This is a genomic window from Melioribacter sp. (genome assembly GCF_049325435.1).
GTDB classification, from domain to species: Bacteria; Bacteroidota; Ignavibacteria; order Ignavibacteriales; family Melioribacteraceae; genus Melioribacter; species Melioribacter roseus.
Genome location: NZ_JBMOLD010000016.1, coordinates 13,679 through 39,072, shown reverse-complemented (window position 1 = coordinate 39,072; position 25,394 = coordinate 13,679). Strand labels below are relative to the sequence as shown.

The following is a 25,394-nucleotide window of genomic DNA, read 5'->3' as shown; positions in this document are numbered from 1 at the left end:
CTCAATAACGCCGAATCCCGCAGAATGCCGGTTATGATTTATAACATGCGCCTTTTTAATAACTTTTATTCATAATAACTCATCAACTCGTGTCCCAAAAATTTTAACACGGCTGTTATTACTCCTAGGTCGTCGAGATAGCCGATCAACGGAGCCAGGTCGGGAACCGTATCGATGGGCGAGATGAAATAGATCAACGCTCCCACCACGATCGACTTCCTGTACCACGAAACGTTCGGATCGGTCATGTATTTGTACAGCGCTTTAATGTCTTTTGCAAAACTAATTTTTTTGCCGACGCGCTCCAGTTTTTCCCACAATTTTTCTTCAACAACTTTTTCGCCTTCCGTTACTTTTTCCGGCGTATCGAATTCCTTTGTTATATCGTCAATTTCATAACTCATTTTATTCCCTCCTTATTTTTTATATTCGTCGAGCCAATCAAAGATTGTTTTCCACCACAATAGTGCATTCTGAGGTTTCGTTACAAAATGGTATTCGTCGGGGAAATAGAGAAATTTGCTCGGTACGCCTTTCCTTTGCAGAGTTGTAAATAGTTCGAACGCCTGTCCTTCCGGCACGCGGAAATCGTTTGCCCCGTGGATTACGAGGGTGGGAGTTTTAAATTTATCGGCATATCTGTGCGGCGACCAGAGTTCGTATAACGGTCTGTTCGTCCACGGTGTTCCTTTGAATTCCCATTCGGGGAACCACAGCTCTTCGGTCGTCCCGTACATGCTTTCCAGGTTGAAAACTCCGGCGTGACAAACAAGCGCGTTGAATCTGTCCGTATGCCCGAGGATCCAATTTATCATATAACCGCCGTACGAAGCTCCCGCTGCGAATGTATTTTTATAGTCGATGAATTTATAATTATCGAGCGCATAATCATAAGCGTTCATCAAATCGATATAAACTTTGCCGCCCCAGTCGCCTGAGATTTCATCGACGAATTTTTGTCCGTATCCTGTGCTGCCTCTCGGATTCGGCGCTACAACCACATAACCTCCGGCGGCGAACATCTGAAGATTCCAGCGATAATGAAAATCGTCCGACCAATGTCCCTGCGGTCCGCCGTGTATTAAAAACAACAGAGGATATTTTTTATTCGGGTCGAAGAAAGGCGGCTTTATTAATATCGATTGTACTTTGGCGCCTTCGGCTCCCTCGCTCCTGAAAGTCTCCGGCTCGTTGAACTCGATGCCGGCGAGCAATTCGCCGTTGATATCGGTTATTTTTCTTATGCCGCCGCCGTTGGTTTTAAGCGCGAATATTTCGTAGGGCATTGTGGTTTTCTGGCGTTTGAAGAAAATTTCTTCTCCGTCTTTCGAAATTATCATCGAATTGTTAACGCCGTCTTTTACGAACATCAAAAGATTTCCGTTCGAAACGTTAACACGATAAACAGAATTGTAAATTTCGTTGGCGGCGTCGAAATAGATATATTTTCCGTCGGGCGACCAGACAATCTGTCCCGCTGAAAGATCGATCTTTTCGGTAATATTGGTCAACGAACCCGAGGCTCTGTTATAAATCATTATGTTTTGTTTGTCGGCTTCGAAACCTGCGCGTTTCATCGATCTGAAAGCGATAAATTTTCCGTCCGGCGAATAGACCGGTTGATTATCGTTTCCCTGACTGACGGATATTTTTTTATACGGCGCCGGAGTTCCTTTTTTCACGTCTTCGAGATTGATTACAAAAACGTCGTTGTTCGTGCTGATTGCCGGCATTTTATCCGTATTCATTACAAATGCGACTTCTTTGCCGTCGGGCGAAAACGTATAATCCTGAACGCTTCCAAGATCGACGGGCGGCACGTCGGATTTGCTGCCCTGTATCAAGTCATAATATTCGTTTTTGTCGAGGTCGTACAAAAAGAGGTGGCTCCTTTTTTCGCCCCGCCAGCGATTCCATGAACGGAACATCAATTCGGTAATCATCCTGGCTTTTACTTTGCTTTCCTCTTTTTGTTGATCTCTTTGTTCGTTGCAGTTCTGGTCGGGACAATCGGGATAGACTTCCGAAACAAACAAAATTTTCTTTCCGTCTTTCGACCAGACCATACCCGAAGCGCCGGTATAAATGTCTGTCAATTGCCTGTCGTTTCCGCCGTTTAAATCGCACAACCATATCTGACCTTTATATTCGTAAGCTATCGATTTGCCGTCGGGCGAGAACTTCGGAGCGCTCTCGTTTTCCGGCGTAGCTTTTAACGGACGCAAATTTGTGCCGTCGGAATTAACAAGATAAATATCCGTATTGCCTTTGTTTTGATTGATGTCGTAGGTCGTAACGTCGAATGCAATCAGCGAACCGTCGGGCGAAAGGTCGAAACTTCCGATTCGTTTCATCGCCCATAAATCTTCCGCGGTCATTGCTCTCTTTTGCGCCGTAACCGCAAGCGCCGTTATTGCCAATATTAATAATGTTCTTGCAACACTTTTCATGACGACTCCATTTTGTAATTTCACCGCTTTTAAATTATAAAAAGCCGGAAGGAAATGGAACAAGAAATTACATAATCGTTCGCTTTTTCTACCGATTTTATGCCGTGATAAATTTTGGCATAGATGTAATATTTTATTTGGAATATATTTGATGGAGCGATTAAAATTTCCGGATAAGACATATTGAAATTATTAATTGTATGCAACAATTCGGGCTGCGGCAGCGTTTTCCCGGCAGGATCAATCGAAGAAGCCGAAGCGCTTGGATTTATGTGTCCCGCCTGCAACAGTAAAACCGTTACGCATCATATAATCCAGTGCAGACATTGTTATTCGATAGTAAATTTTATTCCCGTTTACGAAGACGAAGAGCCTGTTATTTTCTACGTCAAAAAATGCAGCTTGTGCGGCGACGCAAAGGAAGAGCGCAATCTTTCCCCCTCTTTTTCGAAGGATATTTTTATTTAACCGCTCGAACGAAACCTGCAAACTTATCCTATACGACCAGATTCATTCAGAAGAGTTTGCTTTGCCCTATCCACGCAAAGACGAGATAATTGTTCATAATGTGCATCGTAGGGAACGCTTGTTGGCAAAGATTGTTTCCCGATATTTGTCATTATGATGAAAGTAGCTGCTCAGAGTGAATCACGCTTTTGGCGGGATGACGAAAAATCTGTCAGTTCTTTTTTATCAGCATGCATATCGTATTCAGAGATTCTTTGCCCGTTAAAACGGGGCTCAGAAAGACAGTGCGTCATATTATCTTCATTAGTTTTGGCGAACTCAGAAAAACTGTGTCCTTTGCGACCTTGGCGCTCAACTGTTTAATTTGAGTTTGCTTCACTCGCTCCGCTCGTTCGCAAAGACTTACTTATGTCCGTAATGTCATTACGAGACCCGCTTTAGCGGGACGAAGTAATCTCACACATTCATGTGAGTTTGCTTCGTCGCTCGCATAAAGCTCACTCCTCGCAAAGACGGGAGCGTACGGGAGTTCTGGCGCCTGCCTGCCGGTAGGCAGGTTCGTTGTTCGGGTGTGCGGGAGTGCTGGCGTTCTAAGTTCTTCGTTAAAAAACAGGTTCATCTTAAACGCCAGAAACAATCGAATATTATACATCAACCAAGAATTACTAATCCCTAACCCCTGATCCCTAATCCCTAAGCACACACCTAACCTTGAACTCCCAAACGACGAACGTTGAACTCCCTAACCCCTAATCCCCGATCCCTAACCCCTATTCCCTAACTCAATTCCAAACTTTATCATTTCATCTTTGGTTATAAATATTAACTGTCTTATTTTTTGATAACAGCAATAATAAATTTGGGTGAACCGATGAAAAAATTTATCAATCGAATATTTTTACTAATTACATTTACCGCATTTGCTTTCAATATTAACGCGCAAATCGACCTCGACACAGTAAAGTCACAGAAATTCGACACTGGTAAAATGTGGTCGTTCGACTATCCTCCCGTGGAACATTTCAAAGAAGCCTACGGACTCGAAACAAACGAAGAGTGGTTTGAAGACGTACGACTTTCGGCGCTGAGACTGCCCGGCTGTACGGCGTCGTTCGTGTCAGCCGACGGTTTAATCATGACAAATCATCACTGCGCACGCCGGGTACTGGAAGAATTGTCGACTAAAGAAAAAGATTTAATTGCCGACGGCTTTTTTGCGGAAACCCTGGAAGACGAAATTAGAATTCCGAATTACTACGCCGATCAGTTGGTTTTCATTAAAGACGTTACCGAAGAAGTTCAAGCCGCTGCGGAAACAGGCGAAACCGCCGATGAAAAAGCAAAGAACAAAGAAGAAAAAATCAAAGAACTGACTGAAAACCTCGAAAAGGAAACCGGTTTGAGAGCTCAGGTGGTATCGCTTTTCAACGGCGCCAAATTTTCTCTCTACGGTTACAAACGCTATGACGACATTCGACTGGTTTTCGCGCCCGAAATGCAAATTGCATATTTCGGGGGCGACTTCGATAATTTTACATATCCCCGTTACAATCTCGACTTTACGCTCTACCGCGCTTACGAAAACGGCAAGCCCGTTCAACCGGAGCATTTCTTCAAATTCACTCTAAACGGCATCGATCCGAACGAACCGATCTTTACCGTCGGCAATCCGGGTTCCACGCAGCGCCTCAAAACGGTAGCCCAGCTCGAATATATCCGCGACGTAGTTTACAGAGGATACGCTTTCGTTTACGACACTTACTACAATGAACTCGAAAAACTGAAAACCGTCGCGCCCGAAAGAGCCGAAGAATTCGAAGATATCCGCGTTAACATAGGCAACGCTCAAAAAGTCATTACTTCAATTTACAAAGGTCTTTCCGATCCCTATTTGATGGCACGCAAAAAGGACTTCCAGAGAAAACTTCAGGAAGCTGTATGGAACAATCCCGAACTGAAAGAAAAATACGGAACTATCTGGGAAAACATCGAAAAGACTCAAACAGAATTGCGTCAATACGGCCCGAAAATTATGGCTTATACGATAAACCGCCGTTTTACGCCTCAATATTTTTCGATAGCGCAAAAACTCGTTGATTTTGCCAACGAGCTTCAAAAGCCGGAAGAAGAAAGACTGCCCGATTATAAAGGCGACAAACTTGATTCTACGATTCAAAGTCTTTATCCGGAAGAATTGGATAATCTGATCGAGAATACCAAACTTGCCGTTTGGGCTGATTTTATGAGAATGCAATTGGGCGACGACGACAATTACATCCGCAGTCTTTTCGGAAACAATAAAGGCAAAGACGCCGCCGAATATTTGTTGAAAAACTCAATTATCGACGACAGAGATAAAGTTATCGAGCTTGCCAAAGAAGGCGCCGATGCAATCCTCAATTCCGGCGACCCGTTAATCGTCTTTATTAAAGAGAGCCAGGAACAACTGAAAGACTTGAGAGAAAAAGCGGAAGAAATTTCCAACACGACGGAAATTTACGACGATATGCTCGGGCAGGTAATCTTCAAAATTTACGGCACATCGATTCCGCCCGACGCAAATTTTACGCTAAGAATAAGCGACGGCAAACTTGCAAGCTTCGATTATAACGGCACAAAAGCTCCTCTCTTTACAACGTTTTACGGATTGTACGACAGATGGTACTCGTTCAACAAAGAATATCCGTGGAGCCTGCACGAAATATGGACGCATTTGCCCGACGATTTCGATATGTCGACTCCTTTGAATTTCATTTCGACCAATGACATAGTAGGCGGCAATTCGGGCAGCGCCATCATTAACAAAAACAAAGAAGTTGTAGGTCTAGCTTTCGACGGCAATATGGACAGTATTGTAGGCAACTTCATTTATATGCCGCATAACAACAGATGCGTTGCGGTCGATGTTAGAGCAATAGTTCATTCAATCGACAAAGTCTATAAAGCCAAAAGAATAGCCGACGAATTGAAAGCCGGCAAAATAGTAGATTAATAAAGAATTATAATTTATATTTATCTGCCCGGAGCGTAAAAACTTCGGGCAGTTTTATTTTAAAAATACTTCCGGGGTAAAGTCATGAAGATAAAATTAAGCTTCGTTTTGTTTTTTATTCTTTCCGTTTCAATAAAACCGCAGTCGATCTACGAGCCGGTCGATTTAAACAAAGTGGAATCCTCTCTCGAAGAGATGGGTAAAATGTGGACGTTCGACGCGGTCCCGGTCGATTATTTCGAATCGGAATACGGATTTAAACCGGACGGAGAATGGATTGAAGACGTAATGAAATCCGCGCTTCAGTTTGGCAACGGCTGCTCCGGCGCATTCGTATCGGAAGACGGATTGATAATGACGAACCATCATTGCGCGCGCGGATATCTGACGCGGCTGTCGCCCGAAGGAAAAGATTATTTACGCGACGGTTATTATGCCGAAACCCCGAAAGACGAATTGAAAATCGACGGCTTGTTCGTCGATCAATTGACAGCTGTTTATAACGTTACCGACGAAATTATCGGCGCGATGAATCAGGGCGCAAACGACAGTATTAAAATCGAAATTAAAAAGAATAAAATCGCCGAACTCGAAAAGAAATACTCCGAAGAGACTGGACTGCTTTGTAAAGTAGTCGAACTCTATCACGGCGGCAAATATTCGCTCTATGCTTACAAAAGATATAACGACATACGTCTTGTAATGTCGCCCGATTTTCAGATTGCATCTACCGGCTGGGACTGGGATAATTTCACTTATCCCCGTTACGAGCTCGACTTTATGTTTTTGAGAGCTTATGAAAAAGACAAACCGGTAAAGTCGAAAAACTTTTTCCGTTTCAGTAAAAGAGGAGCCGGAGAAAACGAACCCGTTTTTGTAATAGGCAGACCCGGCAGCACCCGACGTTTATTGCCCGTTTCGCGTTTGACGTTTTTACGCGACAAAGTTTATCCTTACTATCTGTCGATGTTCAATGAAGTTTACAAAGTTTATTACGACCTTTTCCGGACGAGACCCGAAGAACAGTCCTCGCTGCTTAACGCCGTTATGAGCTGGGGCAATGCGAGAAAATCGTACGCAGGCAGACTCCTGGCTCTCAAAGATCCGTTAATAATGAAAAAGAAAGAAGATTTCGAAAGGAAATTTAAAAGCGCCGTTATAAATAATGCGGAACTCAATAATAAATACGGGCATGTTTGGGATGCTATAGAAAAACTTACAAACGAGCAATATAAATACGCCGACGAACTTGCCGCTTTTACAATTTATCCTTTTATCAAATCCGTTTATTTCGAAATGGCGGAAAAAGTTATTACGTACGCCGAACAGATGAAATTACCCGAAGAAGAGAGACTGCCTGAATACAGGAACGAAAAACCGGAAGATATCCTCCGGAAAATTTATCCGCAAAATATCGATACGCTTTTACAGAGAAAACTCGTAAAAGCGCACATCAATTATGTAACGGGCATTCTCGAAAACAACCACCCGTTAACGCTCAAGATTTATAAAGGTAAACCGGGCGACGAAGCTCTGGCGCATGTAATGTCGACGACGTTTTTCAAAGACAAAACAGCATACGAAAAACTGGTTTCCCTTACGCCCGATGAAATTCTTTCTTCGAACGATCCGTTTATATCGTTCATAATAAATACGCGCGATAAGCTTTCTGCATTAAGACGAAAGGTAAACGAAATCGACACTTCGTTGGAAGTACTGCTCGGTCAATTAGGCAGAGCCGCATATGAAGTTTACGGAGATCGCATACCGCCCGACGCGACTCTCACGCTAAGAATTACCGACGGCAGAATCAAAGGATATGAATACAACGGCACAATAGCTCCTCCCAAAACCACATTCTTCGGCATTTACGACAGATGGAACTCATTTGGAAGAAAAGATTATCCGTGGGGTCTGCACGAAAGATGGCGCACAATTCCCGACAGTCTGGACCTTGCCATACCCGTAGGATTCGCGTCCACTAATGATATTGTCGGCGGTAATTCGGGAAGCTCCGTTATCAATATTAACAGGGAAGTCGTAGGTCTGGTGCACGACGGCAATCTGGAAAGCCTGGCGGGAGATTTCATTTTCCTCGAGTCGAACAACAGAGCGGTGGCTACGGATTCATGGGGTTTAATGGAATCTCTTAAATACGTATTTAAGACCAAACGATTAATCAAAGAACTCGAAACGGGAACTGCGGAGTAAAGGGTACTTCGTATTGGGGTTCAGGGTTTGGGAGTTCAACGTTCTTAGTTTTTGAGTTCTTTGTTTGGAAGTTCGTGGTTTTGGAGTTATTTGTTTGACATTCAAATTTATACAACAAAGAACGCCAGCACACCCCACTTCAACGCTCCGAACGCCTGCACTCCTGCACACCTGACCTTCAGCACGCCCGATTTTTGCGTTTCCATACGGTTTTATAAACATTATAAGAATTAGATGAAATACTTTGAATAAATAATCCGTTTCAAATATGTTTTGATAAAAAGCCGCCGATGATTTTTTCGAGTTGTTCGAATTCTATCAAAAACGAATCATGACCGTGTATCGAACTGATTTCTGCATATTCGGAATTCGGCAACATACCTGCAATTTGCTTTTGTTCTTCGGCGGGATAAAGCGCGTCCGTGTTTATTCCGATACAGAGCGCCGGTATATCGATTGACGCAAGAGCTTTTTCAATGCCGCCCCTGCCTTCTCCTACGTCGTGAGAATCCATTGCCCATGTAATGTATAAATATGCGTTTGCGTCGAAACGTTTTACAAGCTTTTCCCCCTGATAGTCGAGGTAACTTTGTATTTGAAATTTATCGCCGGTCGAATCGACTTTCTTCCGTCCGAATTTTTTTTCGAATGAAATCATCGATCGGTAGCTTATCATTGCAATTTTACGCGCGTTCGAAAGTCCCGCATAAGGCTGTTCTTTATAATTACCGTTATTCCACGACGGATCGATTGTAATTGAATTACGCGCTACTTCGTTGAGAGCTATTGCCCATGCAGAATGTCCCGCCGAAGTGGCTATCGGAACTATGCTGTCGGCAAATCCTGGATACATTAATGGCAGTTCCAAAGTTTGCATACCGCCGAGCGAACCGCCTGTAGCCACTTTTATTTTTTTTATTCCCAGATAATCGGCGAGTCGCTTCTGAACTTTTACCATATCCCTTACGGTAACTTTCGGAAAGTTCAGTCCGTATTTTTTGTTTGTTTCGGGATTTATATCCGCCGGACCCGTTGTACCGTAGCAGCTTCCCAGGAAATTACTGCATACTACAAAATATTTATTTGTATCGAACAACTTGCCGGGGCCTATTAGCGGATCCCACCAACCGGCTTTGCTGAGGAACATTTTATTGTACTTAAAAAGGAATTCATACGATTTGGAATTCTCAACTTCCTCGTCGGTTATAATTCCCGCCGCATGGGAATTGCCTGTCAAAGCGTGGTATATCCAGATTGCATTATCGCCCGACTTATTGAGCGAGCCGTAAGTTTGATACGCTACGTTGATATTTTTTAACTGCGCGCCCGACTGAAGCTTTAAGGGCTCGTCGACGTAGAGTTTAATGTATTTTGTTTTTGCAGTCATATAATCAGAATCCGTTTGAAAAAACGCGGCTGCCGTCAATAAAGCGGCAGCCTCAAAGTTTAATTTATTTTACGGCTTTCGACAATGCCTGGTCGAAATCCTCGATGATGTCGTCTATATGTTCAAGTCCGACGGAAACGCGGATCATATCCTCCGTAACGCCGGCAGTCTTTTGTTCTTCTTCGGAAAGCTGCTGATGCGTAGTCGACGCCGGATGTATAACCAGAGTTTTAGCGTCGCCCACATTTGCCAACAAACTCGACAGTTCGACGCTGTCGATGAATTTTTTACCGGCTTCAAGTCCGCCTTTAATTCCAAAGACGACCATAGAGCCGAACAAATTATGATTAAGATATTTTTTTGCATTCTCGTGATAAGGACTGTCTTCAAATCCCGGGTACCATACCCACGAAACGCGGGAATCGTTCCTGAGCCATTGAGCAAGTTTAAATGCGTTTTGTGAGTGGCGTTCGATTCTTAACGAAAGAGTTTCCAGACCCTGCAACAGCAAGAATGAATTAAAAGGACTGAGACACGGACCGAAATCCCTCAAGCCTTCCACTCGCGCCCTTATAATAAACGCAATATTTCCGAACGGAGAATCTTTGCCGAATACTTCCCAGAATTTCAATCCGTGATATCCGGGGCTAGGTTCAGTGAATACGGGAAATTTTCCGTTGCCCCAATCGAATCTGCCCGAATCGACTATTACTCCGCCTATCGACGTGCCGTGCCCGCCAATCCATTTAGTAGCCGACGCTACTACAATATCCGCTCCGTGGTCAATCGGAGTCGAAAGATAACCGGCGGCTCCGAATGTGTTGTCGACAATCAACGGAATGTTATAAGAATGAGCCAGGTCGGCAAGCGCTTTGATGTCGGGGACATTCAATCGCGGATTGCCGATGGTTTCGATATAGAGCGCTTTTGTCTTTTCGTCGATTGCTTTTTCGAATTCTGCCGGCTCGTCGGAATTTACGAACTTAAAATTAATCCCGAGACGCGGCAATGTAACTTTGAAGAGATTGTATGTCCCTCCGTATAAAAAGCTTGTGGTTACGATATTATCGCCGGCTTGAGCCAGGTTTGTAATCGCTAGCGTTTCAGCCGCCTGACCGGAAGAAGTTGCCAATGCCGCAACGCCGTTTTCGAGAGCGGCTATTCTTTGTTCGAAAACGTCCGTAGTCGGATTCATTATACGGGTGTAAATATTGCCGAACTCTTTCAAAGCAAAAAGATTTGCGGCGTGTTCCGAATCGTTGAAAAGATAAGAAGTTGTTTGATATATTGGAACGGCACGCGCATTGGTAGCCTTGTCGGGCGACTGACCTGCGTGCAGTTGTAATGTTTCATAACGATATTTCTTGCTCATATGTTCTCCTGCTGATTTTAGATAAAAAAAAACCTCTTCGGGAAGATTCCGGAAGAGGTTCGATTAAAAAACTCTTTCTTATCTTCCCCGCAACATTAAAGTTGGGGCAGGAATTAGCACCTTTCCCTCTTAAAGACGGGATGGTTGCCAAGGCGTCATCGGGCCTGTTCCCTCGACCTTTCTTGATAAGACAACAAATGTTAAGAACAATTAATTGGGTGCAAATATAATTTATTATTCGATTGCAGTCAAGAAAAAAATTATTTTATGGTGTATTTGGAAATTTTCAAAACGTCGGAAAGAATTCCGGCGGCGGCTGCTGCCGGACCTCCGCCGTGTCCTTTAATAATCAATGGATGCTCGTAATGAAATCTCGTTCTGAACGCTACAATCTTTTCTTTTGAACTCAATCCGTAAAAAGGATGCGTCTTATCGATTAGTTCAAGACCTACCGCGCTCTTGCCCCGGTCGTACCTTGCCATATATATTAATTCTTTTCCCGCTTTTATTGCCCGGTCTCTTAATTTGTCAAAATGACTATCGTACTTTTTAATGTGTTCCGCTATGAAAGAATGCGCTCCTTTCGGCGGCAGCTTCAAAAGCGGTTTTATATCTATGTCGTTCAGTTCGTATTCTTTGCCTGTTTCCCTGATTAATATCAACAATTTCTTTGCCACGTCTTCTCCGGAAAAGTCGACCCGAGGATTCGGTTCGGTAAAGCCGCTTTTGATTGCGTTTAATATTATTTCGCTCATCTTCATGCCGGCGTTCATAAATTCTTTCAAAATAAAATTCATCGTACTCGAAAACATGCCTTCGATAGCGATAATTTCGTCGCCGCTTTCAATCAAATTTCTTATAACGTCTATAGTAGGCAATCCGACGCCCACGGTTGTGGAATATCTGAATTCGGAATTGTATTTATGCGCCGTCTCAATAAGATTTTTATATTCTTTGTACGGTGCCGAGTTTGCAGTTTTATTCGGAGTTACGATCGATATTGCGGAGGATAATACTTCATTATAATAAGGCACGAATAAATCGCCCGAGGTCGCGTCGATAAAAATTGAATTAGAAAGGTTGAGTTCTTTCATTCTTTCGATGAATTTTCTGACGTTCGATTTTTGACCCGATTTTTTTAATAATTCTTTCCAGTTCGACAGATCGATTCCTTCCTCATCAAAGAGCATCTTTTTGCTGTCGGCTAGCCCCACGAAACGCAAGTTAATCGACATATTGTTTATTATGTTTTCATGTTGCTTTACGATCAAATCGATAAATTTGGAACCCACGTTGCCGGGTCCCGCAAGAAAGACATTTATATTTTTTTGTTCCGAGATAAAGAGAGATTCGTGCAGTACGTTGAGAGCTTTTTTGAGTTGCTCTTTCCTAATTACCATTGTAAGATTCAACTGCGACGAGCCCTGCGCTATGGCAATCGTATTGATTCCGTTTTTACCGAGCGCAAAAAGGACTTTGCCCGAAACGCCCGGAGTATTCAAAAGGTCCTCGCCGACAACGGCAATCATGGACAGATTTTCGATCACTTCCACTTTTTTCAACTGCTTTTCATAAATCTCGAGTTTAAGTTCGTTTTCGATCGCCTTTTTTGCCAGTTTGCTTACCGACGGCATAACGGCTATACAAATCGTATGACCGGAGGAGCCCTGCGTAATCATCAGTACGTTAATTTTAGCCGAGGCGAGAGCGCCGAATATACGCGACGATATTCCTTCGATTCCAATCAAGCCGCTGCCTTCAACCTGCAGCAGATGTATATCGTCGATCGAAGAAATTCCTTTCATATTGAATTGTATCTGAGGTTCGCGCGGCAGTATCAGCGTTCCTCTGAAAGACGGATTGAACGTGTTCTTGATGCGTATTTTAATTTGTTTTTGCAAAGCCGGAAGCATGGTTGGAGAATAAATTACTTTAGCGCCGAAGTGCGACATTTCCATAGCCTCTTCGTAAGTGACGGCTCTTAAGGGGAAAGCGTTTCGAACCTTGCGCGGATCCGCCGTCATTATGCCGTTTACGTCCGTCCATATTTCAATTTCATCTGCGTCTAACGCGGCTCCGATAATAGAAGCCGTATAATCCGAGCCGCCTCTGCCAAGCGTCGTCGTAATTCCTTCGACAGTCGACGCTATGAAGCCGGTTACGATCGGAACTTCTTTCGATTTTTTAAAGCGTTCTTTTATCAGGCTGTTTGTTGTTTCAAAATTAACTTTTGCGTTTCCGAATTGTTCGTCCGTCTTAATTAATTCCCTGGCGTCGACAAAGCTTGCTTCAATCTTGCGGGATTTTAAAGTTTCGGCAATAATAAAACAGGAGAGCCTTTCGCCGTAACTCATAATTTCGTCGAGCGTTTTAGGAGTAAGTTCGCCGATTGTATAAAGACTCTTGAATATTTCGTAGAGTTCGGCAAATCTCTGTTTAAGATAATCGTTAGTTTTAGTTCTTTTGTCGGCAGGTATTAATCTGCTCGCCGTGGTAAGATGCTTGCCTTTAATTTTAACAAAACTTTCCCTGTATCCTTCGTCTTTACCGCTTGCTTTCATTGCCGTTTCGATAAGCGCGTCGGTAACTCCCGACATTGCGGAACATACAACAATTATTTTTTCTTTTCTCTTTATATACGATTCGATTATATCGGTAACGCTTTTAATATTTTTATAATCGCCAACGGAAGTGCCGCCGAATTTTAACACCTTCATTTTCACAACCTTTTTAGATTAACTTCTGCAACTATAATACAGCAAAGTTTTATATACAAGTTTACCCCGGAAATTTTTACGACATGGAACTTTAAATTGCCGCATAACATTATTAATGTCATGGATAAAAGAAACACGGATTCCCCGTGCAACAACATTTGCAGAATGGACGAGGAAAACAGATACTGCGCCGGATGTTTCAGAACTTTAGACGAGATTGCGCACTGGCAGTCGATGACCGATAGTCAGAAAAAAAGAGTTTACATGTTAATAGAAGAACGCAGAAATTCATCCGGTAAAAAGTCTACTTCCCGTTAGAGCCGCGCTTACGCATGTAAGCAAAATCGACTATCATTTTAAGCGCGCGGCTGTAAGAATAGCCCGCCGTTCTGGCAGAACGCATAAATCCGGCGTCCTGTTGCAAATCGGGGTTCGGATTAACTTCCAGCACGTACAATCTTTTGTCTTCGGACAATCGCATATCGACGCGCGCATAATCCCGGCAGCCGACTGCTTTAACGGCTTTCAGCGCAATTTCTTCGGCTTCTTTTCGGATTTTATTGCTTAAAGGCGCGGGACATTTAGGAATTGTCTTATGATAGGCGACGTGATACGGATCCCATTTTGCCTGATAACTTACAATCGGATGAAGGTCGTCGGGCAGTTTCGAAAAGTCGATTTCGCTAATCGGCAATACTTCCGGCTCTTTATCCCCAAAGACAGCCACGTTCAACTCTCTGCCGACAATAAATTCTTCCACCAACGCAGGCTGAGCAAAATATTCAAGCACGTATTTTACTCTTTTTTTTAGCGCATCAACATTATAAACAATCGATTCCTCTTCGATGCCGACACTTGCGTCTTCCAACGCGGGCTTAACTATAAGAGGATAATTCAAATTGATTCTGAAGGGTTTATTCAAGGATTTAACGAGACGGTAATTGGGCGTCCGTATACCTATCGAACTCAGTATCCTTTTTGTAAGGATTTTACTCTGGCACGTTCCGAGCGCAAGCGGCGGAGCGCCCGTATACGGAATATCGAGAAGTTCGAGCAAGCCTGCAAAGTTCATCTCCTGTATCGCTACGTCCTTGTATAATTCCATCAGGTTAAAAACCACGTCCGGCTTGTTTTTATCGATATTGTCGAAAAAATGTTGAAGGTTGTCCATTATGTTAAGAGTATAAGCGTCGTAACCGGCTCTTCTCAATGCTTTTGCCATCGCTTCGTATTCGTCGATCGGATTTGAATTCTCAAGGTCAAAGTAGGGTTTGAAGTCGAGGTCTTCTTCGGAAATTTCAGGCGCCTGTTCGTAAATTTCCGGGTCTGATTCGTTGTAAACGATAAGAACTTTCATAAAACAGAATTTTTTATTTATAAAGTATAAAAAAAATAAAAAGCATACTAAACTTTTTATTATTTTTGACCCGAACTATAAAGGCCTTTGATGAGCTTTTATCCTCAACCGAACAAATATCAATGCGGACCGTTTGCGTTGAAATACGCGCTGGTGATGCTCGGCGTATTTAAAGACGAAGATCAAATCGGAATAATTGCTGGAAGCACCTGGTGGGCGGGAACAGATGAATTCGGCCTGGCGAGAGCGGCGCGCCGCTTTAACTGCAGAATGAAACATTTTCAGTCGAGCAATCCCGGCGACGCCCGGAAATTATTGATTAAAAACCTGCAAAAAGGATATCCCTGCATTTTGAGCGTCAATAATTGGGAACACTGGAATACCGTCGTAAGCTATTCGAAAGGCAAGTTCGTCGTAATCGACAGCGAATTAGACAAAGTCGTTAGCGTTGTAAGCGCAACGCAACTTTTACGCAATTGGAAATATTCCGATAAGAAAGCAGGCATTGTAAGCTACGACGGATACGCCATAGCGCCGAAGTTCAAAGTTCATACGCGCGCCAAGTTTACTCCGCGAAAAGCCATTCAATTGATGTACGAAAAAAACGAGGACCTCGCTCGCAAATGGGATCAATACACCAACGATTTGATAAACATCTGCAAGCCGAGGACAAAACTCAGCTATAACATCATTACATTCAACGAATTTCTTCGAAGAAATCAGAACCATCTGGTAAAGCGCGTGGCGATGTGGCACGGCGAACCGACATATTCCGAGTTAAAAAAGATTTTAAGCAATATGAAATTCGTGGCTGAAGTTTACGACCTCGTAGTTCCTATTGACGAGGAAAAACGCGCCGTTACAGATATCGCCTCTATATTGATGATGTATGCCTGCGGCAAGTACGGAATGACCCCTATTTATTAAAAATATTTTTTAGGGTATTCAAACAAAAACGTTTTCCCTTTTCCGCGTTCAATATTTTTCCACGAATCGACATTAAGTCCTATTCCCACAATCGAACATGTAGGCATATTATCTAAATATTCCGAGCCCAATAAATTCGCAAAATTTGTCAATCCGGGATTATGCCCGAACAGAAATACCGATTCGAAGCGGTCGTCAATATCTTCAACTACCAAACTCAATTCTCTCATTCCGGCTTCGTATATTCTGTCTTCTACTATAATGTCTTCTTCATTTTTGCCGTATATGGATGCAAAGACGAGAGCCGTGTCGAAGGCTCTCTTTGCGGGGCTCGAAATAATCAGGTCGGGCTCTATTCCTTTTTCCTTAATTAATCGAGCCATAAACGGAGCGTCCCTTTCGCCTCTTTTATTGAGAGGCCTTTCCATATCGGTTAAACCCGGATTGTCCCAACTCGATTTGGCATGTCTTATCAGGAATAATTTTTTCATGTATTATCCTTAGCGTTGTCCAGAAGCGCGAGTTGTTTTTTCAATCGTTCAATATTTTTCTCTTTCAGAGCGCCGTACTTTCGATTCGAATATTCCGTAAAGAAGCGATGCTTTGAAAAGAAGTCGATGCTTTTTTCGAGCCATTCTTTTTCCGAAAGTTCTTTACCGAAATAAATTTCGTATTCCTGACGGAAGAGGTTATTGCGCACTTCGAAATCCTCCCGGCCGATATGAGCCAGATCGGCGTCGCAAATAACTTTTTCGAGCAATGTGGCCGGATTTTGAGGAACGCGAGTCGCCATAATGCACTTAACCACTTCGTTTATTTTGTCGGGGGTATAATTTTCTACGTTTAAAAAACCGCGCGCATAATTTGCGCTTACTTCCTCGTGTCCTTCCGATTGAATACAATAACCCGTGTCGTGAAACCAAGCCGCCAGCGTAACAATTTCGAGTTCTTCCTCGTTTAAACCTTCGCCCGCGCCTATTTCCTTAACCTTGTCGACAACTTCGAGCGTATGGTCGATATTATGGTAGACGTTATCTTTGTTTCGAAGCGCCTCGAAAAGTCCTTCAACATACCGGCGCGCTTTATTTAGGATCTGATTATCCATACGGTTTCAATGATTAGCGTAAAGATAATAAAAAAAGGAAAAGAGTCGAATTAAATCAGTGACGCATTTCACTGTGGACCACTTTCTCTATTTTGGGACTCAAGAAAGGAATTCCGAGGTTCAAGCCCCTCAAAATAAAGAGAAGCGCCAGTAAAAACGCCATGGCCGGGATTAATTTTTTTCTCAATTTAATATGAATGAAATTTCCGAGCGTCGCAGTAATAAACATTACAGGGAAAGTGCCGAGTCCAAAGAGAGCCATGTATATTGCGCCTTCCGCAGGCGTGTTCATAGTCAAAGCGCCCGCTATTCCAACATAAACAAAACCGCACGGCAGCAATCCGTTAAGTATTCCGATTACGTAGAGCGATACTACCGATTTCCGCGCCATTAATTTCCCGAAATAAATTTTCAGTCTGTCATAAAACACCGCATAAACTTTTGTGTGCGCAACTTTGTTTTTCAACGAAGAAGGCAGAAATAAATAAACGAGGATAACTCCGCCGGAAATGAGGGAAATGTATTGTTGAAGCCCTATGAGCCGCAATTGTTTCCCGAACAAGCCGAACAAAAATCCCATTAAAGCGTAAGTCGTAATTCTGCCCGCATTGTAAAGGATGCGCCCCGTAAATATCTTAATCCACGTTTCTCCCACGATCGGAATTGCCATTACAATCGGTCCGCACATCCCGACGCAGTGCAAACTTCCGAAAAGCCCGATTAACAAACCCGTCCAGATTTCCATCAGCTTATCATTAAGTTTTTTTCATAATAATATTCTTTAATACCGTCCGACCAGTCGATTTTAATTTTCCAGTAACCCCGTTTAAGTTTATTGAAAGGGACTCTGAAAGTGTAAGTCGAATCGAGTTGAATATCCGCAATAAAATCGCGCTCTTGGTCCGAAGGTCTGTAGAATTCTATTTCTCCTTTAATTTTCTCGGGCTGAGTAATCTCCGGAAATACAATATCGACATAACCTTCGTTCATTATAACTGAAATATTTTTATCCAGCGACTCGCTGTTTTTCTTTTTTTCGATTTGATTTTGATACTTGATTTCTTCGGCGTAATAATTTTCCGTAACAAGACTTACGTCCTGATTCATGAATATATAAACCATTGTCAAAGTCCCAATGACGAAAACGGTATAGACAATTACGATAATAGTACCCCAGGATAGTTTCATTTTTTCTCCGTTCTTGCTAAAAAGGAAGTGTTGATTTTCTTGATAACTTTGTCGTTCGCATAAACATTTACGGTCAAAGGAGTTTTAATTGTTTTTATTTCCGATTTGGGAAGAATTATAAAAAACTTAGCTTCGGCTATGCTCTGCGGTTTTACTTTCAGATTCTCGCCGATAATTTTAATTTCCGCATTTATATTATCGACTTCTATTTTGGGAATAATTTCTTTCGAAGTTTTATTCACAATTTTAATGTCGTAAAGATTGCTGATTCTATTCCCCGGTTGATCCTGGGAAAGCAATCCGGGCGTTCTGAGTATATTAACGTCGAGCTCAGCCCTGTTAATCAAAAGAAAGGAAATAAGAAAGAGCAGTAAGAAAAGTACGACGGTATATCCCACGGCTTTGGGCGTCATAATAGGTCTTCTCCCGGTTTCGATTTCATTTTTGGAAGCATACCTAATAAGCCCCTTCGGTTTGCCGATTCGATCCATAACGTAATCGCAGGCGTCGATGCATGCCGTGCAATTTACGCACTCGAGTTGAGTGCCGTTCCTTATGTCGATGCCTGTCGGACAAACTTCCACGCATTGATTGCAATCGATACAATCTCCGGCGTTTCTTTCTTCGCCGCGCCGCAGTTTTCCTCTCGGTTCCCCTCTCCTATAATCGTAATGAATTACAATTGAGTTTTCGTCTAACATTACGCCCTGGAGTCTGCCGTATGGACAAACCAGCACGCAGGCTTGTTCTCTGAAATATGAAAAGACGAAATAAAATACGCCCGAGAAAATTAACACGGCTATAAAAGTTCCGGCATGAAGCGCCGGCGAATGAGTTATATATTTGAGTAAATTATCAGAACCGATTATGTAAGCCAGAAAAATATTCGCTATTGCGAAAGAGATTGCAAAAAATATAATATGTTTTGCGGCTTTAATTCTGAACTTACGCGGATTCATCGGCAGTTGATTTAGTTTGCGCTGTTCCTTAGCGTCGCCTTCCAGCCAGTACTCGATTTTTCTGAATACCATTTCCATAAAAACGGTTTGAGGACAAATCCAGCCGCAAAAAAGTCTGCCGTAAACCACGGTGAAGAGGAAAATCGATACAATAAAGGCAATCATTGCAAGCGCAAAAAAGTAGATGTCCTGCGGACCGAAATAGATACCGAACACGACGAATTTACGCTCCAGCACATTAAACAAAATAAAAGGGCGACCGGCAACTTTTATAAACGGGGAAGCCACAAGAAACAGCAGCAAAAAAACGCTTACAATAGTCCTTGCCCGGTAAAATTTACCCGAAGGTTTTTTCGGATAAATCCAGCGTCTTTTGCCTTCTTTGGTAACCGTGGATATCGAATCCCTAAAAGTTTCCCTGCTTACATCTTCCGCAGTTTTGTTCATGCGCCTTTATTTCCTTCCGGTTTATTTTCATTCCATAATTCTCCTTCCGGAGCTTTGGGATTCGGAGGATTCGTACCGTGTAACGTAATAATATAACTCGCTACCGCCTGGATCTTTTTAGGTTCGATCTGCGATTCCCAGCTGATCATTCCCTTCTGCGGAACGCCGTATTTGATGACTTTGAAAATATTTTTAATTCCGCCTCCGTGAATCCAGTAATCATCGGTTAGATTCGGACCGATTAATCCTTCGCCGTTTTGACCGTGGCAGCTTGCGCAGTTCTTAACGAAGATTTCTTTCCCTTCGGAAAGAGCAGCGGCGTCGTCCACAAATGAAACCGTTTCCTCGTTTATAAACGCGCCGGATTTAATCAAAATTTCACGCTGCAAATTTGCCTGTTCGATTTCATATTTGTATTCGTTCAGCTGCACCTGCCCGTCTCCGATTACGTGATAGTTTATTAAATATCCCGCCGCCCAGATAATCGTACCGTAGAACAGGATCTGAAACCACGGCGGCACACGATTGTCGAGTTCTCTTATACCGTCGTAATTATGGTCGAGCAGCATCTCCTGTTCTTTATCGAGCGGAGCCGACCTGTCGAGGAAAGCGATAAGTCTGCGAAACGGTTCCAGGAAGAGTTTACCTTCAGAATCGTTCTTTTCAGAATAGACAAATGCAAGCCAGAGGACAAAAGCAATCATCAATAGCGTGATTACTATCATTGTTTTCATCACGCTGTCGAGAATTTCCTCGTTGCCTGCGGCAAATACCGAACTTAAAGGCGACAGCAGGATAACCGCCAAAATCGATTTTATTTTATCCATTTTCATTCTCTGAATTGTTTTCCGTTTGTGAATTATTTAAAGGCAGATTTTTCATCCTTTCGATTAAATTCTTATCCAGTTTCAAAGTCCTGACAACAGTAATTACGAACACGGTAAAAAACAACAGCAGACTTATAACCGGGTAGATCGACACTCCTTCTATTGAACTCAAATAATTGGAAAGCATTATTCACCTTTCTTTTCTACTTTTATATCCGTGCCGAGTCTTTGCAGATAGGCTATCAATGCTATAATTTCGTTATCCGGATCGACAGGGATGCCATTGTTAAGCAGATCGTCCGCAATCGTATTTGCCTGTTTCATTAAATCTTCGTTGGCAAATTTCTCGTAGCCTTTTTCGTAAGGCGTTCCGATTGAACGGAGAGCGGAAATTTTAGCTGCAGTTTCCGCAGTATCAATTCTTCGCGTAAGCAGCCATTTATAAGAAGGCATTATGGAGCCGGGCGACATTTGAGCAGGATCTTCCATATGGAGATAATGCCACAAATTGGAATATTTTCCTCCCACTCGGTGTAAATCCGGACCGGTTCGTTTCGACCCCCACAGGAAGGGGTGATCGTAAACAAATTCGCCGGCTTTGGAATATTCGCCGTATCGTTCGGTCTCCGACCTGAATGGACGCACCATTTGAGAATGGCAGGCGTTGCATCCCTCGCGTATATAGATATCTCTGCCGTGCAATTCCAAAGGAGAATACGGCTTAACGCTCGAGATTGTAGGTATATTCGATTCAACGATGAACGTGGGTATAGCTTCAACAAGTCCTCCAATCAAAATTACGACGGTCGAGAGGAGGGCAAATTTAACCGGTCTTTTTTCGAGGTAACGGTGTATCATTCCTCTTTTCAATTTGTCTTCCGATTTAACGAGCGGATAGGCTTCCGCCTCTTCGTCTTTAATGAATTTACCCTGTTTTGCGGTCATGGCAAGATTATATACCATCATGAACATACCGCTCAAATAGAGCGCCCCTCCTATCGACCTTATTACGTGCATCGGAATAATTTGAAGAGTTGTTTCCAGAAAGTTCGGATATTGCAGAAGACCAAGCTCGGTAAATTGCTTCCACATCAACGACTGGGTTATACCCGACCAATACATCGGCACCACATAGAAAACAATGCCGAGCGTGGCAATCCAGAAATGTGAATTTGCGAGTTTTCTGGAATAAAGTTTTGTATTCCACATTTTCGGTATCAACCAATAGAGTATACCGAAAGTCAGAAGTCCGTTCCAGCCGAGAGCGCCTACGTGCACGTGAGCGATTGTCCAATCCGTGTAATGAGAAATTGCGTTGACGTTTTTAAGCGAAAGCATCGGACCTTCGAACGTAGCCATTCCGTATGCGGTAACCGCAACAACCATAAATTTAAGAACGGGGTCTTCTCTGACTTTATCCCATGCGCCGCGAAGCGTAAGAAGACCGTTTAACATTCCTCCCCAGGAAGGCGCAATCAACATTATCGAGAAAACCGTGCCGAGCGACTGAGCCCAGTCCGGTAACGCCGTATACAAAAGATGATGGGGTCCCGCCCAGATGTAAATAAATATCAACGCCCAGAAGTGGAGAATCGAAAGCCTATACGAATAGACCGGTCGTTCTGCGGCTTTCGGTAAAAAGTAATACATTAATCCCAGATAAGGAGTCGTTAGAAAGAATGCGACGGCATTGTGCCCGTACCACCATTGAACCAGAGCGTCCTGAACGCCCGCGTAAACGGGATAACTTTTCAAGAACGAGACCGGAATTTCGATCGAATTAACTATATGAAGAATTGTAACCGTTACGAAAGTAGCGATATAAAACCAGATTGCCACGTACATATGTTCTTCGCGTCTTTTAATAATCGTACCGAACATGTTAATTCCGAACGCCACCCATACGACTGCAATCATAATATCGATAGGCCATTCCAGTTCCGCGTATTCTTTGCTGGTCGTTAAACCGAGCGGAAGAGTTATTGCCGCGGCGACTATAATCAACTGCCAACCCCAGAAGTGAAACTTGCTCAGAAAATCGCTGAACATGCGCGCTTTACAGAGTCGCTGCAACGAATAATAAACTCCGGCAAAAATCATATTGCCCACAAAAGCAAATATAACGGCATTCGTATGGAGAGGACGAATTCTTCCGAATGTAGTGTACGGAATGCCCAAATTTGCAGCCGGAAAATAGAGTTGAATTGCGATAATCAACCCTACAAGCATTCCCACAAAACCCCATACAATGGTGGCAATGGAAAACTGCTTGACTATATTATTATCGTAACTGAATTTTTCTATCTGCATCTATTGCTCCTGTTTTTTTGATTCGGTACTGTTGGCTTTTTTGTCTTCGAACAGAATTCTGAAAGCCGGCGTTTGAGTATCGTCGTACTGCCCCGACCTGACAGCCCACAGGTAGGCTATCAGGAATCCGCCCGCCACAAGCAGGCTGGCAATCACGAGGACAATAATAACCGACATTACAGCAATCCTTTAATTTTTGCAAAAATAGTTGTTGCAACCGTAGTAAACAAAACAATTGTAATCGAGCTCAGCGGCATCAGTATGGCGGCGATTACAGGTTCGAGTTTACCGCTCGTTGCAAAATATAAACCGACGACATTATAAACAAAGGATATTGCAAAACTCGCATAAACAATATATCTGCTTACAACGGAATATTCGAGAAATTTATGGAGCGAGCCGAAAGAATCCGCGTCGAGAATGGCGTCGCATGCGGGAGTGAAATTGTTGATGTTGTCGGAGATCGACACTCCTGCGTCGCTCTTTTGAAGCGCTCCGGCGTCGTTCAAACCGTCGCCTATCATCATTACTACTTCCCCCCGCTCTTTTAGCTTTTTGATAAATTCGAGCTTGTCGAACGGACTTTGCCGGAAAAGCACTTTACCGCTTCCGAAATATTTTTCGAGATTCGCTTTTTCCTTTTCGGTATCGCCCGTTAAAAGATATAGCTTATATTTGGATTTGAGCCGCGATATAACTTCATCGAGTTTATTTCTGTATTTAGTTTTTATTCTGAAATAACCGAGAGCTTTTCCGTCGGACGTTACAGTAACGTTTGAGGACGAATCGCTCGTTAAAAAAGCATCGTAACCGGTAAATTCCGGCGACCCGATTTTAAATAACTTACCGTTGAATCTGGCTTGCAGACCTTTGCCGGGATATTCGCGAAAATCCGAAATATTTTGCGCTTTAAATTCGGATAAATAACCGGCAATGGTTCTGCTCAACGGGTGCGAAGAATTTATTACAAGCGATTTTATTGCTGGCATTAATTCAGTCCGATCAATTTGACCGGAAGGAATAAATTTCACCTCGGGATATTTATTGTCGGTAATCGTTCCTGTTTTGTCGAACACTACAGCGGTAATTTTAGACAAAGTTTCCACAACCGAAACGCTCTTCAAATAGAATTTGTTTCTGCCGAATATTCTGAGAGTATTGCCGAATGTAAACGGAATGGAAAGAGCCAGAGCGCAGGGACATGCGACTATCAGCACGGCGGTGAAGGCGTTGAAAGCAATCAAGTAACTTTCGGGAGACCAATAGAAAAACGTTGCAACTGCAATCGAAATCACAATTGCCGTAAAATATTTGCTTACAAAATCGACCAGTGATTCTGTAAGGCTTTCCTCTTCTTTCCGGAAAGAGGCATCGTTCCACAACCGGGTCAGGTAGCTTTGAGACACTTCTTTTATCGATTCGGCTTCGATAGTGCCGCCCTGCTGCCTTCCGCCTGCATAAATAACGTCTCCGTTTTTGAGTTTAACCGGGTCGGATTCGCCGGTGACAAAACTGTAGTCGATAAACGCTTCGCCTTTGATCAGAATCGAATCGGCGGGCGCAATTTCGCCGTTGCGAATTATCATCCTGTCGCCCACTTTTAGTTTTTCGAGAGGAATAGCTGTTTCGCCGCTATCTTTTCTGATTGTAACGGAAATCGGGAAGTACGATTTGTAGTTTCTCTCGAAGCTGAGCGAATGGTAAATTTTATTCTGAAATACCTTGCCTATCAAAAGGAAGAAAACAAGCCCCGCCAGCGAATCGAGATAACCCGCGCCGGTCGAAGTTGTTATCTCATAAAGACTCCTTAAAAAGAGAACGATAATTCCGAGCGCAATCGGCACGTCGATGTTAACAATTTTATTTTTGAGACCTTTGAAGGCAGACTTAAAATAGTCCGAAGCGCTGTAAAACAATACCGGCAAAGCCAGCAGAAGATTCAGATACGAAAATACGGTTTTGATTTCGGGGTCGGAATTGACGCCGAGCGAAAGATACTCGGGAAAACTGAGCATCATAATGTTACCGAAACAAAATCCGGCAATGCCGATTTTGAAATAGAGTTTTCTGTTGATTTCCTTGAGTTTGTCTTCTTCTTTGCCTTCGAACGTCAGAAGCGGTTCGTAATTGATTGCGTCGAGCAGCTCTACAATTTTCCTGAGAGAGGTTTTTTCTTCCGAATATTTGACGAACAATTTTTTCTTCGGGAAATTTACGCGGGAAGCAAGCACGCCCGGATCGAGTTTATTCAGATTTTCGAGCGCCCAAATGCACGAACTGCAATGGATTTGAGGAATATGAAACGAAACCGTTGTAATCTTTCCGTCGCTGAAGTCGATTAACTTTTCTTTCAACTCCGGGTCGTCGAGAAATTCGTAGTTTCTGTAAGAATTGGTTTTCTTTTTTATTCCGGCGCCGGGCTCTATATTATAATAGTCGCACAAATTTGCCGAATTAAGAATTTCATAGACGGTTTTACATCCGTTGCAGCAGAAATATTTATCGCCTACAGCAATCGAATCGTCAACGCATTCGTCGCCGCAATGGAAACATATTATTTTTTCCGATACAGGCTCTTTTTCAGTTTTCCTTTCGTTCATTGTGCGAATCGCCGGGAATTTTTAATCTAAAAATAATAAAATCGGGATATAGTATCCTGATTTTTAAATATGCCTTC

At 43.0% G+C, this 25,394-nt stretch carries 21 protein-coding genes and 1 riboswitch; of the genes, 5 read left to right on the top strand and 16 right to left on the bottom strand.

All coding sequences use genetic code 11. The features are described 5' to 3' along the window. Positions 1-65: 65 nt before the first annotated feature. The gene (locus ACOYVE_RS12905; protein ID WP_014856202.1) at positions 66-404 is read right to left on the bottom strand and encodes a YkvA family protein; all 339 of its coding nucleotides are present in this window, start codon (positions 402-404) and stop codon (positions 66-68) included. Positions 405-416: 12 nt separating this feature from the next. Then, a complete protein-coding gene (locus ACOYVE_RS12900) occupies positions 417-2,450 on the bottom strand; it encodes an alpha/beta hydrolase family protein (protein WP_014856201.1) in 2,034 nt (677 codons plus the stop codon). Between the two features lie 183 nt (positions 2,451-2,633). Here ACOYVE_RS12900 and ACOYVE_RS12895 point away from each other — a divergent pair, with 183 nt between their 5' ends. The 3 genes from ACOYVE_RS12895 to ACOYVE_RS12885 all read left to right on the top strand — a co-directional run bounded on the left by ACOYVE_RS12895 (position 2,634) and on the right by ACOYVE_RS12885 (position 8,121). After that, positions 2,634-2,918: a hypothetical protein gene (locus tag ACOYVE_RS12895; protein ID WP_014856200.1), complete on the top strand. Its 285-nt coding sequence runs from the start codon at positions 2,634-2,636 to the stop codon at positions 2,916-2,918. 871 nt (positions 2,919-3,789) lie between these two features. Then, on the top strand, positions 3,790-5,910 hold the full coding sequence (locus ACOYVE_RS12890; protein ID WP_014856199.1) for a S46 family peptidase: 2,121 nt from the start codon (positions 3,790-3,792) through the stop codon (positions 5,908-5,910). Between the two features lie 84 nt (positions 5,911-5,994). Then, complete coding sequence (locus ACOYVE_RS12885; protein WP_014856198.1) at positions 5,995-8,121, top strand: S46 family peptidase; 2,127 nt, start codon at positions 5,995-5,997, stop codon at positions 8,119-8,121. Positions 8,122-8,383: 262 nt separating this feature from the next. On the opposite strand, the gene metX is transcribed toward ACOYVE_RS12885, so the two are convergent. The 3 genes from metX to thrA form a co-directional block, all read right to left on the bottom strand. Beyond that, positions 8,384-9,508, bottom strand: coding sequence for a homoserine O-acetyltransferase MetX (gene metX / locus ACOYVE_RS12880; protein ID WP_014856197.1), 1,125 nt, complete (start codon positions 9,506-9,508; stop codon positions 8,384-8,386). Between the two features lie 64 nt (positions 9,509-9,572). Continuing rightward, on the bottom strand, positions 9,573-10,880 hold the full coding sequence (locus ACOYVE_RS12875) for an O-acetylhomoserine aminocarboxypropyltransferase/cysteine synthase family protein (RefSeq protein ID WP_014856196.1): 1,308 nt from the start codon (positions 10,878-10,880) through the stop codon (positions 9,573-9,575). A 75-nt stretch (positions 10,881-10,955) separates the two neighbouring features. Then, positions 10,956-11,072, bottom strand: a riboswitch (SAM riboswitch). Positions 11,073-11,140: 68 nt separating this feature from the next. Further along, positions 11,141-13,597, bottom strand: a complete 2,457-nt coding sequence (gene thrA, locus ACOYVE_RS12870; protein WP_014856195.1) for a bifunctional aspartate kinase/homoserine dehydrogenase I — start codon at positions 13,595-13,597, stop codon at positions 11,141-11,143. Positions 13,598-13,717: 120 nt separating this feature from the next. Between thrA and ACOYVE_RS12865 the strand changes: the two genes are divergently transcribed. Next, positions 13,718-13,915: a DUF1289 domain-containing protein gene (locus ACOYVE_RS12865; RefSeq protein ID WP_041356431.1), complete on the top strand. Its 198-nt coding sequence runs from the start codon at positions 13,718-13,720 to the stop codon at positions 13,913-13,915. On the opposite strand, the gene ACOYVE_RS12860 is transcribed toward ACOYVE_RS12865, so the two are convergent. Beyond that, positions 13,902-14,954, bottom strand: coding sequence for a D-alanine--D-alanine ligase family protein (locus tag ACOYVE_RS12860; protein WP_014856193.1), 1,053 nt, complete (start codon positions 14,952-14,954; stop codon positions 13,902-13,904). The genes ACOYVE_RS12865 and ACOYVE_RS12860 overlap by 14 nt on opposite strands. Before the next feature lie 90 nt (positions 14,955-15,044). Between ACOYVE_RS12860 and ACOYVE_RS12855 the strand changes: the two genes are divergently transcribed. Continuing rightward, a complete protein-coding gene (locus ACOYVE_RS12855; RefSeq protein WP_014856192.1) occupies positions 15,045-15,881 on the top strand; it encodes a cysteine peptidase family C39 domain-containing protein in 837 nt (278 codons plus the stop codon). Here ACOYVE_RS12855 and ACOYVE_RS12850 read toward each other — a convergent pair. Genes ACOYVE_RS12850 through ACOYVE_RS12805 form a run of 10 tightly spaced genes read right to left on the bottom strand, consistent with a single transcriptional unit; the run spans position 15,878 to position 25,317 of the window. Then, positions 15,878-16,372 carry a SixA phosphatase family protein gene (locus tag ACOYVE_RS12850; RefSeq protein WP_014856191.1) on the bottom strand — a complete coding sequence of 165 codons (495 nt, stop codon included), beginning with the start codon at positions 16,370-16,372 and terminating at the stop codon, positions 15,878-15,880. The genes ACOYVE_RS12855 and ACOYVE_RS12850 overlap by 4 nt on opposite strands. Next, positions 16,369-16,986, bottom strand: a complete 618-nt coding sequence (locus ACOYVE_RS12845) for an HD domain-containing protein (protein ID WP_014856190.1) — start codon at positions 16,984-16,986, stop codon at positions 16,369-16,371. The genes ACOYVE_RS12850 and ACOYVE_RS12845 overlap by 4 nt, the downstream gene beginning before the upstream one ends. A gap of 55 nt (positions 16,987-17,041) precedes the next feature. Further along, positions 17,042-17,731 (bottom strand): sulfite exporter TauE/SafE family protein, encoded by a 690-nt coding sequence (locus ACOYVE_RS12840; protein ID WP_014856189.1) that lies wholly within the window; start codon positions 17,729-17,731, stop codon positions 17,042-17,044. Continuing rightward, entirely contained in the window at positions 17,731-18,174 is a 444-nt protein-coding gene (locus ACOYVE_RS12835) for a FixH family protein (protein WP_014856188.1), read from the bottom strand. The genes ACOYVE_RS12840 and ACOYVE_RS12835 overlap by 1 nt, the downstream gene beginning before the upstream one ends. Beyond that, entirely contained in the window at positions 18,171-19,580 is a 1,410-nt protein-coding gene (gene ccoG, locus ACOYVE_RS12830) for a cytochrome c oxidase accessory protein CcoG (protein WP_014856187.1), read from the bottom strand. The genes ACOYVE_RS12835 and ccoG overlap by 4 nt, the downstream gene beginning before the upstream one ends. Further along, on the bottom strand, positions 19,577-20,407 hold the full coding sequence (locus tag ACOYVE_RS12825; RefSeq protein WP_226990938.1) for a cbb3-type cytochrome c oxidase N-terminal domain-containing protein: 831 nt from the start codon (positions 20,405-20,407) through the stop codon (positions 19,577-19,579). Before ACOYVE_RS12825 ends, ccoG begins: the two co-directional genes overlap by 4 nt. Beyond that, positions 20,400-20,594 (bottom strand): hypothetical protein, encoded by a 195-nt coding sequence (locus ACOYVE_RS12820; protein WP_014856185.1) that lies wholly within the window; start codon positions 20,592-20,594, stop codon positions 20,400-20,402. The genes ACOYVE_RS12825 and ACOYVE_RS12820 overlap by 8 nt, the downstream gene beginning before the upstream one ends. Further along, positions 20,594-22,717 carry a cytochrome-c oxidase, cbb3-type subunit I gene (ccoN, locus tag ACOYVE_RS12815; protein WP_014856184.1) on the bottom strand — a complete coding sequence of 708 codons (2,124 nt, stop codon included), beginning with the start codon at positions 22,715-22,717 and terminating at the stop codon, positions 20,594-20,596. The genes ACOYVE_RS12820 and ccoN overlap by 1 nt, the downstream gene beginning before the upstream one ends. Further along, entirely contained in the window at positions 22,718-22,894 is a 177-nt protein-coding gene (gene ccoS, locus ACOYVE_RS12810; protein WP_014856183.1) for a cbb3-type cytochrome oxidase assembly protein CcoS, read from the bottom strand. After that, the gene (locus ACOYVE_RS12805; protein ID WP_014856182.1) at positions 22,894-25,317 is read right to left on the bottom strand and encodes a heavy metal translocating P-type ATPase; all 2,424 of its coding nucleotides are present in this window, start codon (positions 25,315-25,317) and stop codon (positions 22,894-22,896) included. Before ACOYVE_RS12805 ends, ccoS begins: the two co-directional genes overlap by 1 nt. Positions 25,318-25,394 lie beyond the last annotated feature (77 nt).

Coding starts and splice junctions, on each gene's coding strand:
- ccoN (WP_014856184.1), bottom strand. CDS start 22,717: ATGCAGATAGAAAAATTCAGTTACGATAATAATATAGTCAAGCAGTTT.
- ACOYVE_RS12860 (WP_014856193.1), bottom strand. CDS start 14,954: ATGAAAGTTCTTATCGTTTACAACGAATCAGACCCGGAAATTTACGAA.
- ACOYVE_RS12885 (WP_014856198.1), top strand. CDS start 5,995: ATGAAGATAAAATTAAGCTTCGTTTTGTTTTTTATTCTTTCCGTTTCA.
- ACOYVE_RS12865 (WP_041356431.1), top strand. CDS start 13,718: ATGGATAAAAGAAACACGGATTCCCCGTGCAACAACATTTGCAGAATG.
- ACOYVE_RS12905 (WP_014856202.1), bottom strand. CDS start 404: ATGAGTTATGAAATTGACGATATAACAAAGGAATTCGATACGCCGGAA.
- ccoS (WP_014856183.1), bottom strand. CDS start 22,894: ATGTCGGTTATTATTGTCCTCGTGATTGCCAGCCTGCTTGTGGCGGGC.
- ACOYVE_RS12900 (WP_014856201.1), bottom strand. CDS start 2,450: ATGAAAAGTGTTGCAAGAACATTATTAATATTGGCAATAACGGCGCTT.
- ACOYVE_RS12820 (WP_014856185.1), bottom strand. CDS start 20,594: ATGCTTTCCAATTATTTGAGTTCAATAGAAGGAGTGTCGATCTACCCG.
- ACOYVE_RS12855 (WP_014856192.1), top strand. CDS start 15,045: ATGAGCTTTTATCCTCAACCGAACAAATATCAATGCGGACCGTTTGCG.
- ACOYVE_RS12845 (WP_014856190.1), bottom strand. CDS start 16,986: ATGGATAATCAGATCCTAAATAAAGCGCGCCGGTATGTTGAAGGACTT.
- ACOYVE_RS12850 (WP_014856191.1), bottom strand. CDS start 16,372: ATGAAAAAATTATTCCTGATAAGACATGCCAAATCGAGTTGGGACAAT.
- ACOYVE_RS12840 (WP_014856189.1), bottom strand. CDS start 17,731: ATGGAAATCTGGACGGGTTTGTTAATCGGGCTTTTCGGAAGTTTGCAC.
- ccoG (WP_014856187.1), bottom strand. CDS start 19,580: ATGAACAAAACTGCGGAAGATGTAAGCAGGGAAACTTTTAGGGATTCG.
- metX (WP_014856197.1), bottom strand. CDS start 9,508: ATGACTGCAAAAACAAAATACATTAAACTCTACGTCGACGAGCCCTTA.
- ACOYVE_RS12875 (WP_014856196.1), bottom strand. CDS start 10,880: ATGAGCAAGAAATATCGTTATGAAACATTACAACTGCACGCAGGTCAG.
- ACOYVE_RS12835 (WP_014856188.1), bottom strand. CDS start 18,174: ATGAAACTATCCTGGGGTACTATTATCGTAATTGTCTATACCGTTTTC.
- ACOYVE_RS12890 (WP_014856199.1), top strand. CDS start 3,790: ATGAAAAAATTTATCAATCGAATATTTTTACTAATTACATTTACCGCA.
- ACOYVE_RS12825 (WP_226990938.1), bottom strand. CDS start 20,407: ATGGATAAAATAAAATCGATTTTGGCGGTTATCCTGCTGTCGCCTTTA.
- thrA (WP_014856195.1), bottom strand. CDS start 13,597: ATGAAGGTGTTAAAATTCGGCGGCACTTCCGTTGGCGATTATAAAAAT.
- ACOYVE_RS12805 (WP_014856182.1), bottom strand. CDS start 25,317: ATGAACGAAAGGAAAACTGAAAAAGAGCCTGTATCGGAAAAAATAATA.